Annotated in this window: 12 protein-coding genes; 4 read left to right on the forward strand and 8 right to left on the reverse strand. The window is 66.1% G+C overall.

What is annotated here, in order from left to right; translation table 11 throughout:
* Positions 1–111: 111 nt before the first annotated feature.
* Complete coding sequence (locus E3O45_RS07335; protein ID WP_134442804.1) at positions 112–618, reverse strand: OsmC family protein; 507 nt, start codon at positions 616–618, stop codon at positions 112–114.
* Between the two features lie 156 nt (positions 619–774).
* Here E3O45_RS07335 and E3O45_RS07340 point away from each other — a divergent pair, with 156 nt between their 5' ends.
* On the forward strand, positions 775–2,082 hold the full coding sequence (locus E3O45_RS07340; RefSeq protein ID WP_134442805.1) for an O-acetylhomoserine aminocarboxypropyltransferase/cysteine synthase family protein: 1,308 nt from the start codon (positions 775–777) through the stop codon (positions 2,080–2,082).
* Positions 2,082–2,651, forward strand: coding sequence for a CoA-binding protein (locus tag E3O45_RS07345; RefSeq protein WP_134442806.1), 570 nt, complete (start codon positions 2,082–2,084; stop codon positions 2,649–2,651). Before E3O45_RS07340 ends, E3O45_RS07345 begins: the two co-directional genes overlap by 1 nt.
* An 88-nt stretch (positions 2,652–2,739) precedes the next feature.
* Here the strand turns inward: E3O45_RS07345 and E3O45_RS07350 are convergent, their stop codons facing one another.
* Positions 2,740–4,113: an LLM class flavin-dependent oxidoreductase gene (locus E3O45_RS07350; RefSeq protein ID WP_134442807.1), complete on the reverse strand. Its 1,374-nt coding sequence runs from the start codon at positions 4,111–4,113 to the stop codon at positions 2,740–2,742.
* A 137-nt stretch (positions 4,114–4,250) separates the two neighbouring features.
* Here E3O45_RS07350 and E3O45_RS07355 point away from each other — a divergent pair, with 137 nt between their 5' ends.
* Both E3O45_RS07355 and acs read left to right on the forward strand, forming a co-directional pair.
* The gene (locus E3O45_RS07355; protein ID WP_134442808.1) at positions 4,251–4,841 is read left to right on the forward strand and encodes a flavin reductase family protein; all 591 of its coding nucleotides are present in this window, start codon (positions 4,251–4,253) and stop codon (positions 4,839–4,841) included.
* Positions 4,842–4,911: 70 nt separating this feature from the next.
* Positions 4,912–6,969, forward strand: a complete 2,058-nt coding sequence (gene acs, locus E3O45_RS07360; RefSeq protein WP_134442809.1) for an acetate--CoA ligase — start codon at positions 4,912–4,914, stop codon at positions 6,967–6,969.
* 441 nt (positions 6,970–7,410) lie between these two features.
* Here the strand turns inward: acs and E3O45_RS07365 are convergent, their stop codons facing one another.
* From E3O45_RS07365 to E3O45_RS07390, 6 genes are read right to left on the reverse strand one after another with little or no spacing between them, the layout of a single operon-like run.
* Positions 7,411–8,100, reverse strand: coding sequence for a hypothetical protein (locus tag E3O45_RS07365; protein ID WP_134442810.1), 690 nt, complete (start codon positions 8,098–8,100; stop codon positions 7,411–7,413).
* Positions 8,054–8,908, reverse strand: a complete 855-nt coding sequence (locus E3O45_RS07370; RefSeq protein ID WP_134442811.1) for a PP2C family serine/threonine-protein phosphatase — start codon at positions 8,906–8,908, stop codon at positions 8,054–8,056. The genes E3O45_RS07365 and E3O45_RS07370 overlap by 47 nt, the downstream gene beginning before the upstream one ends.
* A 2-nt stretch (positions 8,909–8,910) precedes the next feature.
* Positions 8,911–10,539 carry a DUF5684 domain-containing protein gene (locus tag E3O45_RS07375; RefSeq protein WP_134442812.1) on the reverse strand — a complete coding sequence of 543 codons (1,629 nt, stop codon included), beginning with the start codon at positions 10,537–10,539 and terminating at the stop codon, positions 8,911–8,913.
* Entirely contained in the window at positions 10,540–13,146 is a 2,607-nt protein-coding gene (locus E3O45_RS07380) for a transglutaminase domain-containing protein (protein WP_134442813.1), read from the reverse strand.
* Complete coding sequence (locus E3O45_RS07385) at positions 13,143–14,531, reverse strand: DUF58 domain-containing protein (protein ID WP_134442814.1); 1,389 nt, start codon at positions 14,529–14,531, stop codon at positions 13,143–13,145. The genes E3O45_RS07380 and E3O45_RS07385 overlap by 4 nt, the downstream gene beginning before the upstream one ends.
* Entirely contained in the window at positions 14,528–15,493 is a 966-nt protein-coding gene (locus tag E3O45_RS07390; RefSeq protein WP_104131522.1) for a MoxR family ATPase, read from the reverse strand. Before E3O45_RS07390 ends, E3O45_RS07385 begins: the two co-directional genes overlap by 4 nt.
* Positions 15,494–15,508 lie beyond the last annotated feature (15 nt).

Raw genomic sequence — 15,508 nt, forward strand, 5'->3', positions numbered from 1 at the left:
AAACGCAAGGTCTCGAAATGGCCCGCCAAACGCTTCCACCACGCCCACTGGCCACAACCCGGTCACGAGCCAGAAATCACCATTCAAGTGCTTAACTGAACGGTATTGATGCTAAGAGTGGACGCTGTGCGATACCGCTAATTTTGGCGGAACGGCCAGTGTCTGGAAGACGACGCAATAGCGTTCCGTCAAACGGATAAGGGTGGCGATCTGCTCCTCATCCGCCTCGGATGTTAACTCGAACCGCATCCTGATGTCCTGAAAGCCGACCGCCGTCTGCTTGTCGACGGCGAGCGTGCCGCGAAAATCGAGGTCTCCCTCGGCGTGCACCACACCGGTGACGTCGATGCCAAGCGAGGAAGCGACTGCAGCCAGAGTCACCCCCGCGCAGGCAACGAGTGCCTGGAGGAGCATATCGCCTGAGCACACGGAGAGACCGTCGCCTCCGGTGGCGGGGTGCAAACCAGCCTCCACCAGGGCCTGCCCGGTCTGCACCGAACAGCTGATACCCGCGCCCAATTCACCGTTCGCCCGAAGCGTCACCAGGGCGGCGTCGGGGTCGTCGCGGTACTGCTGCTTCAGAGGAGCTTGCACCGTGCGCAGGTCACTGATAGTCACTGGTCATCATCTCCAAGTAATTTCGAAGCGTGCGGTCGGCGACGCTTCCTCCTTTACAGTATCCGCCGGCAACTGGAGCTACCGCAGATTGCTCCCATTGTTACCGTGCATGTCCACGCAAAGTTGCCGGGGAGCACGTTCCGGTAGCGTGAAGGAATGGCAAACCACGACCGCACAGACAGGGAGTGGGGTTTTCGCACCCGTTCCATCCACGCAGGAAATGTTCCGGATGCGGTGACCGGCGCCCGAGCCATTCCCATCTACCAGACCACCGCCTTCGTGTTCGATGACACCGCTGATGCTGCGGCCCGGTTCGCCCTACAAAAGTACGGCAATATCTACTCCCGCCTCGCCAACCCGACGGTCGCCGCATTCGAGGAGCGTGTGGCAAGCCTTGAGGGTGGGCTGGGCGCTGTCGCCACCTCGAGCGGCCTGTCGGGGCAGTACATTACCTTCGCTTCGCTCGTGGGTTCCGGCGACCACATCGTCGCAGCTGCGAGCCTCTATGGCGGTTCCCTCACGCAGCTCGACATCACGCTGCGTCGGTTCGGAGTTGAGACCACTTTTGTACCGGGCACGGATGCGGCTGACTATGCCGCAGCGATTACTGACAAGACCAGACTGATCTTCGCCGAGTCCATCTCCAACCCGTCCGGCGAGATCGCCGACCTCGAGGGTCTGGCCGACGTCGCCCACGCCGCGGGTATTCCGCTCATCATCGACTCGACCTTTGCCACCCCCTACCTGAACCGGCCAATGGAATGGGGAGCAGACGTGGTCATCCACTCGGCGACGAAATTTCTCGGCGGCCACGGGACCACTCTGGGTGGTGTCGTGGTGGAGTCCGGTCGGTTCGACTGGAACAGCGGCAAGTTCCCCCTGTTCGATATTCCAGTGCCGGCGTACGGCGACCTCAATTGGTCGGGCAACTTCGGCGAGTATGCCTTTCTCACCCGTCTGCGTGCCGAGCAGCTGCGGGATATCGGACCTGTCCTGGCCCCACACTCCGCGTTCCTCCTCGCCCAAGGCGTCGAAACCCTGGCCTTTCGGATGGAAGCGCACGTCGCCAATGCCAGGATCGTCGCGGAGTGGCTCGAAGCCGATCCCCGAATTGAATTCGTCAATTGGGCCGGGCTCCCCTCGCACACGCACTTTGACCGCGCCAAGAAATACCTGCCGAAGGGACCGAGCTCGATCTTCAGCTTCGGCGTTAGGGGCGGCAGGGATGCCGGGCGCACTTTCATCGAGTCAGTGACCCTGGCCAGCCACCTCGCCAATGTCGGCGACGCGAAGACACTGGTTATTCATCCGGCGTCCACCACTCACGCGCAGCTCACCGAGCAGCAGCTTGTTGACGCGAAGGTGTTGCCGGGCCTTGTCCGCATTAGCGTGGGGATCGAAGATCCAGACGACATTATTTACGACCTCGACCAGGCGCTGAGCCTGGCAACCGGAGGCAAGTGATGAGCACGGAAGCAGTACCCTCCCCATTGGCCAACGGGCCCGCCTGCGAACTGCCGGTGAGCGTGGCCGGCGCGAACCGAGTGAAGTCCCCGCGAACCTGGATCGGTCCCAGCGCCAAGGAACGCCTCAAGATTCTGCAGAGTGCCAGGTCGGTCGCCATCGTGGGCGCATCGCCCAACGCGGCGCGGGCAAGCTACTTCGTGGGGACCTACCTGCTGCAGTCCAGCAGCTACCGGGTGTATTTCGTCAACCCGAACGCCGACGAAATTCTCGGCCACAAGACCTACCCCTCCCTTGCCGCACTGCCCGAGGTGCCCGACATCGTCGACGTGTTCCGCCGGGAAAGCGAAATCTCCTCGGTTGTCGATGACGCCGTCGCCATCGAAGCTCCGACCGTCTGGATGCAGCTTGGCATTTGGAACCAGGATGCGGCGACCTACGCGCAGAGCCAGGGTCTGACGGTAATCATGGACCGCTGCCTCAAGATTGAGCACGCCCGCTTCAACGGCGGCCTCTATCTCCTCGGCTTCAACACCGGCGTGATCTCGGCACGAAAGACGGCCCGCTGAGAGCCGACACTGCCCTCGTCATTTCACCGTGCGACGCCGCCCAGCGGCTCTCTGATCACTCGAGAGCCGCTAACCGACTGGCCGTGACCTAAGCGGATCGCACCCGGTAGGTCGCCCCCTTGTGCTCGTCGGGAAGACGGCCGCCCCGTCCGTGCAACTTATTGCGCAGCGTGCCCTCGACGTACTCCTTCGGGTAGGCACCACGAGCCTGCAGCTCGGGGATTACATAGGTGACGACATCCTCAAACGTTCCGGGGGTGATGGCATAGGCCAGGTTAAAACCGTCCACATCCGTCTCCTCCACCCACTCCTGCAGGGTGTCGGCAATCTCCGCGCCTGAACCAACGATGAACGGGCCGAGGCCGCCGATAGCCGCCAGTCTGGCTATATCGCGTACCTTCCATTCGCTGCCGTCTGCATTCGCCTCCTGATAGTTGGCCACTACGGACTGAATCGCGTTGCTCTTGACGTTACCGATGGGCTCGTCGAGGTCGTACTGCGAGAGGTCGATGCCCATCCAGCCGGACATGAAGACGAGCGCGCCCTCCTCGCTGGCATACGAGAGGTAGTCCTGGTACTTGTCCGTCGCCTTCTCCGACGTCTCGTCGGTGATGATCGTGAGGAGGGTGTAGATGCGCGCGGAATAGCGGCTGCGGCCTGCTTTTTCGAGGGCATCCCGAATTTTCGTGACGGTGGCCTTCAGCCCAGCCTTGGTCGATGACGCAACGAAGATCGCCTCTGCATTACCGGCAGCGAAGTCGATGCCGCGGGAGGATGCCCCCGCCTGGTAGATCACCGGTGTACGCTGCAGCGACGGCTCAGAGAGGTGGATACCCGGGACCGTGAAGTGCTTGCCGTGGTGGCCGATCTCGTGAACCTTGCTCGGGTCGGTGAACACCCCGGATTCGCGGTCACGGATGACGGCGTCGTCCTCCCATGATCCTTCCCACAACTTGTACAACACCTCGAGGTACTCGTCCGCGTGGTCATAACGCGCGTCGTGCTCGAGCTGGTCTTCTTGACCCATGTTTCGTGCGGCGGATGGTAGGTATCCGGTGACCACGTTCCAGCCAACCCGCCCATTGGTCAGATGGTCAAGGGTGGACATCCGTCGTGCAAACGGATACGGATGCTCGTACGCCGTACCAGCGGTCACCCCGAACCCCAGATGATCTGTCACGAGTGCCATCGCCGAGATCAGCAGCACGGGGTCATTCACGGGAACCTGCGCACCATGCCGGATCGCGGCCTCATTCGAGCCGCCGTACACGTCGTAGGTGCCCAGAACGTCAGCGATGAAGATTCCGTCGAATTTTCCGCGCTCCAATAGTTTTGCGAGCTCGGTCCAGTAGTGCAGGTCTTTGTACCGCCAGGACTGGTCATCCGGGTGCCGCCACATTCCAGAGGACTGGTGGGCGACACAGTTCATGTCAAAGGCGTTGAATCGAATCTGTCTGGGCATCTATCTATCGTGACTGTTGAGACTCGAACCGCGGCTTATGACGCAACATGGCGTCACACTACGACAGACATTCACGCTCAAAGCTCCCGACAGGGGACCCTTGATTCTGTCTCTGATTATTTTGCGAACGGAACCCGATGAGAACTCAAGAACAGGCCGCACTCGCCGGGCCGTGGCCGACCGACGGTAAGCAGGGTGCGAAACATCTCGGTGGGCTGCATCCGGACGAGTTCAAGCTGGCGTTTCGCAATCACGCCGCCGGCGTCGCGGTGATCACCGCCGATGCCGGCGACGGCCCGGTCGGCCTGACCGCCACCTCGGTGTTCTCGGTGAGTGCCGAGCCACCGCTGCTGGTGTTCTCCCTCTCGGATCACGCCTCCAGCGCTCCGACCATCCGCCGCGCCGACACTGTCGTCGTGCATCTCCTCGGAGCTGAGCAATTGAACATTGCAAAGCTCTGCGCCACCAGCGGCGTCAACCGTTTCGCCGATACTGAAATTTGGGCCAGGCTCGCTACCGGTGAACCGTATTTCCCCAGCGCACACGCCTGGATTCGTGGGCGCATCATCAACCGGATGGCCGCGGGCAGTTCCACGATCATTGCCGTGCACGCCCTCGAAGCCACGGTCGCCACCGATCAAGGCGGATCCGACCCGCTGGTATACCACAACCGCACGTGGCACAGCCTCGACGAGCACTCGGCGCTGCGGAGCGTACCGGGAGCGTGAGGAGCGCCTACATTACGCCGCCTTACCGGCTCGTGTGCGCCCCCCGGCGCGGCGCGGTAGCGTCAAAGCGATGACCCTTCCCCTCGAGACCGCTGCAGCCAACGACAGCCTCTACTATCCGCCTGCTGGCCTCGTCGACTCCGCCAACGTGGGAGCCGGCGCATGGCCCACCGCCGCCACTGACCCCGTCGCATTCTGGGAGCGGCAGGCCGACCGCCTCGACTGGGCGGAACGCTGGCACACCGCACACACGTGGGAGCCGGCCCTCGCCGACGCCAGCGGCGCGCTCGAATCGGACGGGCATCCGTTGCTTTCGATCCCCCGTGCCCAGTGGTTTCTCGGCGGTCGGTTGAACGTGGCAGTCAATTGCGTCGACCGCCACGTCGATGCCGGCCACGGCGATCGGGTCGCCATCAACTTCGAGGGAGAGCGCGGCGACCGTGAGGTGATCACCTATGCAGATCTCCAGCGCAGGGTTGCGCAGGCCGCGAACGCCCTCATCGCTTTGGGAATCGTGGCGGGCGACCGCGTGGTCGTCTACCTCCCGGTCATACCGGAGACCATTGTCATCACCCTCGCCATTGCCCGGCTCGGCGCGGTGCATTCCCTGGTGTTCGGGGGCTTCTCGGCCGCGGCGCTGCGATTTCGCCTTGAGGACACCGGGGCCAAACTGCTCGTCACCTCGGACGGCCAGTTTCGCCGCGGGGCCGCCGTAGCGGTGAAAGAGCAGGCGGATGTCGCTGTTGCGGGCATCGACGCGGTCGAACACGTGCTCGTCGTGCGGCGCACCGGAGACCTGACCCCCAACGTGCCCTGGACCGCCGGCCGGGATGTCTGGTGGCACGACGTCGTCGACACCGCCGAAAACACCCACGACGCCGAGTTCTTCGACGCCGAAACGCCCCTCTTCATTATCTACACCTCGGGTACCACGGGCACCCCCAAGGGGCTCGTGCACACGTCGGGAGGCTATCTCACCCAAGCGTCGTGGAGCCACTGGGCAATCTTCGATGCAAAAGACTCCGACGTGTACTGGTGCACGGCCGACCTCGCGTGGGTCACGGCCCACACCTACGTGCTCTACGGCCCGTTCTCCAACGGCGCGACCTCCGTCATTTACGAGGGAACCCCAAACATTCCGCACCCTGGGCGCCATTTCGAGATCATCGAACGCTACGCCGTGACAACCTATTACACCGCTCCGACCCTCGTGCGCACCCTCATGACCTGGTTCCCAGACGGCGTGCCCGCCACCTTTGACCTCTCCAGCATCCGCCTCCTCGGCTCGGTTGGCGAGGCGATAAATCCGCACGCCTGGCTGTGGTTTCGAGAGAATATCGGCGCCGGCACGGCCCCCATCGTCGACACCTGGTGGCAGTCCGAGACTGGAGCGGCAATCGTGGCCCCGCTACCCGGGGTCACGGCCCTGAAGCCGGGGTCAGCTACCCACGCGCTGCCGGGACTCACCGTGCGCGTGGTCGACGATCAGGGCACGGATACCGAGCCCGGGTCGAGCGGATCCCTCGTGGTCGACGGCACGTGGCCGGCTATCGCCCGCACTGTGTGGGGCAACCCCGAACGGTACCGCGACGCATATTGGAAGAAGTACGCCGAGCAAGGCTACTTTCTTGCCGGCGACAGCGCGAAGATCGACGCCGACGGCTACCTGTGGCTGCTCGGACGCATCGACGACGTCATCAACGTGTCCGGACACCGGCTGTCGACCATCGAGATCGAGTCGGCACTGGTCGCGCATCCCGCCGTCGGCGAGGCCGGGGTTGTTGGCGTTCATGACGAGACCACCGGGCAGGCCATCACCGCCTTCGTGATCCCCACTCGGTCGCTCTCCGCTGCGGAGGCCGCCGATCCCCGATTCTGGCGTGCCCTCGAAGCGGAACTCTCGCCGGCGCTCCGCTCCCAGGTCACCGTTCAGGTCGGAGCGATCGCTAAGCCGAGGGAGATCGTGGTGGTACCCGACCTGCCGAAGACTCGATCGGGCAAGATCATGCGTCGCCTACTCGGCGATCTCATGGACGGACGCGAACTGGGCGATACAACGTCGCTGCAGGATGACACGGTGCCGCTCCAGATCAGACAGATCCTAGACGCCAGGCGCTCACCGGGCTAACCGCGTCAACACCCGATACAGCGTCAACGGTGCGCTCAGCAACGTGCCTTTTCAGCGCGGGAAATATGCGCAGGAATCGATTGGTCAGGAACGGCACCAGCGCGGGATTTCTGTGCCGACTAGTTGCGATGAGGTAGCCACTGAAGGCAAAAATACGTAGCGACCACGACTATGAATCGGGATCCCGAGGACTCGGGGTGCTGCAGCGATGCCGGTCAACGTGAACGAGTGGCCCACCATCACAGCCAGAGCGGAGACGAGACGCAACCAGATTATTCGTCGGCTTGATGATCGCTCCCCACAATTCGCCCAAGAGGCGACGGTGCCTCTGAACGAAGTATTGCAATGAGAATGCGCTACCCGTAAGTAGACGGACTCACGACGCGAACCGGCAACGGTCTTCTGTAAGTTCACCCTGCGGGGCTGGGGGCCAGCTGAAGTTCACCAGGTGGCGAGGGCGAAGACGGTGAACGCGACGGCCGCGACCAGAGCGAGCAGGGTGCTCGCAATTATCACGACCAGAGTGATCTGACGTCGACGACGGATGCCCGCCGCGGCTCGCTGACGGATCTCGGCCGCCGCCTCGGCGAGGGCGATCCGGGCCGGATCGGGCGCGATCGGCGGCGACCCGGGTGTGGGTTGGGTTGGCGCGACGATGATTGGGACCGGTCGGGCCTGGTAGCGCACGCTCGCGCCGCTCTGCACCTGCGGCGGCTGGTAGCGACGCTGCAGATCGTCGACGACCGGGATGCGCGCCGGCGGGGTCGCCCGTCGACTGCTCAGGAGAGTGTCGCTCGCCGCGCTGCCACGGGGCGAGCGCACGGTTGCTTCGCCGTCGTCTTCAGGGTCGGCGGCGGGGTCGACGAGCGGGTCGACGGCTGGGTCGACCACTGCGTCGACAGCTGGCTCGACGGCTGGGTCGACAGCCTCGGGTCGGGCGTGCCGGGCGCGTGCCACGATGCGGGTGCGTTCGTCTGTGGCTCGCTGCACGATTACCGTGTCGTCGTTGTCCGTGCGCTGCACGATTACCGTGTCGTCGTCATCGTCACCGGTGTCGGTGTCGGTGTCGGCCCCATCGCGTGGATCAGCGGGCGGCATTGCGGGCCACTCGTTGAACCGGGCGGGTGTCATCGGTTTGAGTGTCGATGGTCTCGGCGTGGTCTTCCTCAATCGCGACACCGTGCCAGGAGCTGACCCCGCCGGCGACGACGTCGATGACAATCACCGAGACGTTGTCGCGCCCGCCGTGCTCGAGAGCGCCGGCGAGCAGCAGGTCCGCGGTCTGCTGGGTGCTGCCGCCGAGCGTGAGCCCGGCCTTGATGCTCTCCTCGGAGAGCTCGCCGTGGAGTCCGTCGGAGCAGACCAGCAGCCGTTCGCCGGTCACCACCGGGCGCAGCCAGTAGTCGGTCGGGCTGTTGTCGGCGCCCATGGCCCGGGTGATCACATTCTTGCGGGCGAAGGTGGCGACATCCGCTTGCAGCAGTATCCCCTCGTCGATGAGTTCCTGCGCGAGGGAATGGTCGACGGTGAGCTGGCTGAGTTCGCCGCCGTACAACCGGTAGACCCGGGAGTCGCCGACGTTCACGATGAGCCATTGCGGGGCATCATCGTGGTCGATCAGGACGAGGCCGGTGAGGGTGCTGCCGGCGCCGCGCCCGGTCGCGTCCGACACCACGCGCACCGCCGCGTGGGCGCGTTCAACGGCGGCCACGACGTCCTCGGCCAGCAGCCCGGGGCGCGCGACGCAGCTCTGGAATTCGTCGATGACGGCGGAACTGGCTCGATGGCCGGCTTCGAGGCCGCCCATGCCGTCGGCGACGATGAACACCGGGGATGCGGCCAGCAGCGAGTCTTCGTTCTGCTGACGCTTGCGACCGACATCGGAGCGAAAGCCGCACTGCAATGAGACCTGGGCACTGGTTGGCTGGAGGTGGGTCATCTTCAGGCCTCCAGGTAGATGCGGGCCGCGAGCTCCCCCAGCAAAAACCGCTCGGTCAGCGACGCGCCCGCGCCCGCATCGAGCTCGCTCTCGTCGCCGGCGCCATCGATGAGCACGATGCCGTTGGTCGATTGCAGGTCGCGAATGCCCCAGGCCCCGTCAACGAAATCGAGGCGGGCGTGGGTCTTCGACACGGTCTTGCCGGGGTCCTGCAGCAAAACCAATTGCGCATCCGGATGTGCGCTGCCACGCGCAGGGTTGCGTCCGAGCAGCACGACCGGTTTGGTGAGCGAGACTTTCAGGCCGTGCTCGGTTTCGAGGGTCCATGGTTTCATACGGCGCACGACGATCATGGTCTCGTCGAGGTCGTCGTCGTCGAGCTCGATCTCGGTCGCGGTCTCGGCGCGGTCAGCGGCGCTCACGGCGGGGAAGGGGGCTGGGACCGAGGCCGGGATTGGGGCCGGGATTGGGGCGGGCGGGGCTTCCGGTGCGGGGGCGACCGGTATCGTCGGGGCCGCCTGGACGACCGGTGCCGGCCGGGCCCACGCGTTCGTCGCGGCGGCGACGGGAGCCGGCGGGGCAGCGAGCGGCGGGGCAGCGAGGGGCGGGGCATCCGTATCGGCCGGTTGCGCGGGCGCGTTGGGGACGGCCGGCGGCGCTGAGAGAGGTGCGGACGGTGCCGGAGACGCAGCGAGTGGTGCAGCCGCTGCAAATGGAGCTGGCGGAGCAACCGGGGCCGACGGAGCCGTGGGTGCAGCGGCGACCGGGGGCTCGACCGGCGACTCGACCCGGGGCTCGACGGGGGGCTCGACGGGGGACGAAACCGGCGACCGCACGTAAAACGGCGGCGGGCCCGTGGGCAGGCCACGCACGACCGGCGGCGCGGGCGTCGTGGTCGACGGAGCAGGCAGCACGCTCGGCAGGTCCACGGCTGCGGGCGCGGCCGGCACGGAGGGTGCCGGGGGCATCGGCGGTACGGCCAGCGGCGCGGGCACCGGAACGGGAAACCCCGTCACGGCCGGGCTGGACGGTGCTGCGGGCTGGCGAACGGGTTCCGGCGCCCAAGGCGGAGCGGCCGTCACGGGCGGCACCGGTTGCACCGGCAGCACGGGTAGCACTGCGGGCACCGCGGCAGCGGGAGCCGCGGCAGACGCGGCGGGAACGGGCACCGCCGGAACCGGCATCGCATTCGGTGCGGCCGGGCCCGTCAGCGGCGGCACCGGGGTGAACGGCACATACCCGGTTGCGGCCGGTACCGGCAGCCAGCCGGTGTTGGCGGACTTGCCGAATCCGAGCACGCCGGCCCAAATGGGGAAGGCGACCAGGTAGAGCAGGGTGAATCCGCCGCCGTGGCCGAGCCGTCGGTTGACGTTGTTGACCGCCAGGATGAAGACGATCAGGGCACCGATATCGACGACCGGGATGAACAACCCCACGACCCACAGGGCCGGATACCGACCGAGCTCAAACAGGGTGATGGTGTTGACGATCGGCACCCACGCCTTCCAAGCCTGTTCGCCGAGCTTGACGAAGACCTTGCCAAGTGCGATCGACGAAAACACATACAGGCCGAGGCCGAGTAGCACGGGCACCACGACGACGGCCATGACCGCTCCAGATGAATCATCCATTTACGATTTGCGGCCGCTGGTGCGCGGTCGCTCCCCCATTCTGCTGCTGGAGCGCCGGTTTGGGCGCACTGTGGTGACGTCTAGTCGAACTGTGCCGGGGCTGTGGTGTCGAAATCTGTGGTGTTGAAAACTGCGCGATCGGCCGGCATCCGCCAGTCGAGAGAAGGAGCGCAGCGAGAGGGCGGCACGCCAGCGGTCGCGCCTGGTGCCGCTCGCGGCCAGCCCGGCGCGCTCAGCGGTGACGAGCGCCCAGAAAGCGTCACTGTCGCTGGCAACCGGGGGCACTTCGCCGAACACGGCCTGATCGGCCAGCGCCGCGAGCATCTTGCCGCCGGCCGACTGGTAGTGCCGGGCGATCTCGACCCGGGTCATGCTGCCCTGGTCGGCGAAGCCGCGGTCGACGGCGGCGTCGACGTATTCGTCCCAGCCGCCGGCGAACCGTGCCGACACGTCCGGTGCCCGCGCCCGGTCCCGGCGTCGCTTGAGCTTGGCGCCCAGAATGACCAGGAACGGTGTGCTCACCACGAGCAGGGCGGCGAGGCTGATGCCGCCGATCTTCAGGGCCGCGAACAGCCAGGCCAGGTCGGTGCGGGTGACCGGTTCTTCTTCCTGCTGGTCTTCGCCGCTGGTCGGGTTGGCCTCGGGGGCCCGCTGTTCGGTAGCTCCCTCGGGTAGCACCTCGGTGTTGTACTGCGGGTCGCGGGTGGCATCGTCGATTGGTGAGAGCGGGTTCTGAAACTGCGGGGTCGCGTCCACGGTGATCCAACTGCCGTCGACTCCCGCCACTTCGACCCAGGCCGCAAGGTTCTGGCCCGAGCAGACACCCTCGACGCAGGCCCCGGGTGCGCCAGTTACCGCGTCGGCCGCCGCGAGGCTGAATCCCAGCACCACACGGGATTCAAACCCGAGGTGCTGGGCCAGCAGCGCGGTCGCCACGGCGAACTGTTCGTCATCGCCGACGGCGGCGACCAGCTGGGAGTTCTCGGTCGAGGTGGTGTTGTTCTGCTTCTCCAGCAGGGCGGTGAACAGGGCGTCGATGCGCGCGACCGAGTGGCCGGACAGGCTCGGCGAAAACTGGTAATCACCGAGGTCAGCGGTCCAGGACTGTGCCGTTGGAGTGGTCAGTGCGTGGCTGAGATAGCCGCGCTCCCGCAGCCGGCTGACGAGTTCGGCCAGTCCGGCACCGTCACTGCTGACCTCCTGCGCGGTGACCCAATCGGCGAGGCTCGCCGGAATCAGCGACTCATCAATCAGTCTGGACGCAGCCGCCGGGCGGGCGAGACCGGCCAGATCCGTCGCATCCGCTTCGCTCGGGGCAATGATCGTGTAGCGGTCGCCGCTTTCGAGGGTATTCAGTTGAATACCGGATGCCGTCCCCGCGTTGTAGAAGAACCCGTCGCTCAGTTCCGCCGCGCGTTCGCCGGCAAAGCGGATGCTCGACAGCGCGTCGGTCCCCGGCATCCACACGCCCTGATACCCGCTGATCGCAAACGCGGTCGCCCGGCCGCCGCTGGCCGAGCCGCGGCTGTTGGGCACCCGGGCAAACGCGGTGTCCTGGTCGCTCACGCCCGATATAGGGTCGACGACCCGAAAGACCTCGCCGTCATAGTGACTGAGCACGGCCAGGCGCACCCGGCTCGCCGGGTCGCCCTCAACAGAAGTCACCGTGAATAGCTCCTCGTCATACCGCTCGGAGCTGAAGAAACTGCGGTACTGGCTCAGCGGGCTGACGTACTCGCGCAGCTCGACGGCGGGGTCGATGCTGCTGCGCAGCACCTCGCGGGCCGGAGTCGACGCCACCGCCGACAGCCCGCCGAGCGACACTGCGACGGCGAGTGCGAGCACGCCGAGGGCGAGGGCGCAGCGGCGCACCCGCCCGCCGAGGCCGCCAGGAGTGCGGCGCACCCCGGTCGTGCGGGCCGCCAAATTGAGGGCTTCGCTGCGGGCCAGGTGGGTGCGCCAGGCCAGAAAGCCGAAGCCGAGCAGCAGTGCGGCCAGTCCGATCAGGCTCTCCCGCGGTGCCGGAACGGTGACCCCGGCGACCGAAAGCGGCGCGCTCTCGGCGCCGGACCCAAACACCAGCCCGAATAGTTGCACGGCGAAGATCAGGGGAACGGCGAGGGCGGAGCGTCGGCCGCCGCGCCAGGCGAGCGTCAGGGCCGCTGTCGTGCCGCCGAGAAACAGCACGAAGGCCGGAACCAGCAGGGTCTGGTATGACCCGACCGGCAGCGAAATGGTGACGAGTTCCTTCCAGCTGAACACCGTGGCAGCGACCAGGTCGAGCAGGCCGCCGAGCACGTTCGACGCGCTCGATAAGGCCGATGGCACCGCGAGCGGAACGCCCAGCAGCAGGTAGACGCCGAGGGTGGCCAGCAGCAGGCTGAACCAGGACCAGCCGCGGGCGCGAGCAAGCCAGGCCAGCAGTATGCCCGCCGCGATCGCTCCGGCCGCCATCACCAGATAGCTGTTGTCCTGATAGATCGGCCAGGCCGCCCAGACGGCGACCAGCAGCATCAGCACCACGAACAGGGCGTTGATTACGAGGGAACGTCGCTGACTGGGTGCGCGGCGCGGCCGACGCAGGGGCAGGGAACCGGGCGCACTCATGCGGCCCGCCGGCTCAGCAGGGAACGAAAGTCGTCGAGCACGCCGATGGTCAGCACGCTCGTGCCGGCCAGGTCGCGAAAGCTCGGCTGGGCGGTCGGGTCGCACAGAACGGCAACGACCCGCACGTTGCCGTCGAATTTGAGGGTGAGCGCCTGCAGCCGCCGGGCGGTCATGGTGGAGCCGCAGACCACGAACGCAATCGACATATCGGGCACCACCTGGGCCGCGAGCAGACAGACGTCTTCAACGTTCATGGCCTGCGCGCTGGTCTCAATCGCGGTGAGGTCGTCGAGCAGGGTGCGGGTCGATACGACGCTCAAACTCCGCACCGAACGGATGCTGCTGCGCACGATATCGGGAATCTCCGTACTCGCCACGACGGCCAGGTCCCGACCGTCGCGAATCGCGCGCACGCCGAGCGAACCGGTGGCGCTGACCGCCATCTCGAACTCGTCCTCGGAAGCGTATTCCGCCTGGTTCAGGCTCAGCACGATAGCTAGGCGCGAACGCCGGCTCTCCTCGAACTGGCGCACCATGAGCTTGCCGGTCTTGGCGGTTGATTTCCAGTGGATGTGTCGCTGCCCGTCGCCCGGCGCATACTCCCGAATGGCGTGAAACGAGATATCGGAGTCGACGATGTCACTCGTCGGGTTGCCCTCGAGGTCGCGCACGAATCCGGCGCTCGTGCTCGGAATCGACACGGTCACCGGGTGCACGAACAGGCGATTCACGTCGGCCCAGGCCACTTCGCGGCCGAGCACGCCGAGCGGGTCGCTGCGCACGGTCGTGACCGGGCCCACATCGATGATGCCGCGGCGGTACGCGGGCACGCGAACGTGTTCCTCGTGCACCTGACCGGCGCGCAGCAGCGGCACGTAGACATCCGCTAGCCCCCGACCGATCGGAACGTCGACGCGACCGGGCAGTTCGAGCCGCTTGGAGATATTGGTGACGGTGAGGGTGCCGAGCACTTCGGAACCGGCCACGACCCGATCGACCGGCAGCGTGAAGTCGACGCTGTAGGCGCGGCCACCGGCCAGAAACGGCAGTGAAATGAGGATGAGGGCCACCGCCACCCAGCCGATCACGATCAATTCGGTCCAGCCGAACGCCAGACCGAGCGGCAGCAGCACGATCGCGGCCGTGACCACGACCCAGCCGGCCGGCGTGACCGTTTCGCCAACCCAGTCGACGGATGCCCGCACACCGATTCGCACAGCCCGCGCGGCCCGCATCCAGAGCACGACGGCGCCCACGAGGGTCAACGTCGTTGACCTATTCGTGCGCGTCGTGGCATACCGGGTGTGCGTTGCAGACCGGGCCTGGGTGCTGGTGCGCGCCAGATTTGATGTCTGGGAGCGCCGCGATTCGGTGTGAAAGCTCACGCCAGGTCGCTCCGACTGGGCGGCAGCACGTCGAGCAGAATCTGGCCGATAACGGCGCTCGCGGTGACGCCGTCGAACTCGGCCTCAGGGTCGAGCACCATCCGGTGGGCGAGCACCTGCTCGGCGAGCGCCTTCACGTCGTCGGGGGTGACGAAGCTGCGGCCGTGCGCGACGGCCCAGGTCTTCGCGGCCTTGGTGAGGGCGCGGGCGCCACGCACGCTGACGCCCATGCGCACCTGGCGAGCATTGCGGGTCGCCTCGACCAGGCGACCGATGTAGTCGTAGATAAGAGGGTTCACGAAGACACCGCGGGCGATGTCGCTCATGCTCACGAGCGCCTGCGGGGTGATCACCGGCGCGAGGTCGTGCCGCACATCGGCGGTGCCCTCGAGAATACGAATGGTCGCGGCGAGGTCGGGGTAGCCGAGCGAGGCCTTCATCATGAAGCGGTCGAGCTGGGCTTCGGGCAGCCGGTAGGTGCCGGCGTGCTCGATCGGGTTCTGGGTGGCGATGACGAGAAACGGCACACCGGTGGAGCGAGTGACACCGTCGATGGTGACGTTGCCCTCCTCCATCGCTTCGAGCAGCGCCGACTGGGTTTTCGGGCTGGCCCGGTTGATCTCGTCGGCGAGCACGACGTTGGCGAAGATCGGGCCGCTGTGAAACTCGAACTCGCCGGTCTTCTGGTCGTACACGGTGATGCCGGTCACGTCGCCGGGAAGCAGGTCTGGCGTGAACTGAATTCGGGTCGAGACGCCCTGCACGGTCTGTGACATGGCGCGGGCCAGCGAGGTCTTGCCGGTACCTGGGTAGTCTTCGAGCAGCAGGTGGCCCTCGCTGACCATCGCGGTGAAGGCGAGTTCGATCACGTGGCGCTTGCCGAGGACGACGCGTTCAACGTTGTCGACCATCATCGTGAAGGTCGCGGCGAACCATTCGGACTGCTCCGGGGTGATTGTCATGGGTAGCTCTTTCAG

This window comes from Cryobacterium sp. TMS1-20-1, assembly GCF_004402355.1.
GTDB lineage: Bacteria > Actinomycetota > Actinomycetes > Actinomycetales > Microbacteriaceae > Cryobacterium > Cryobacterium levicorallinum.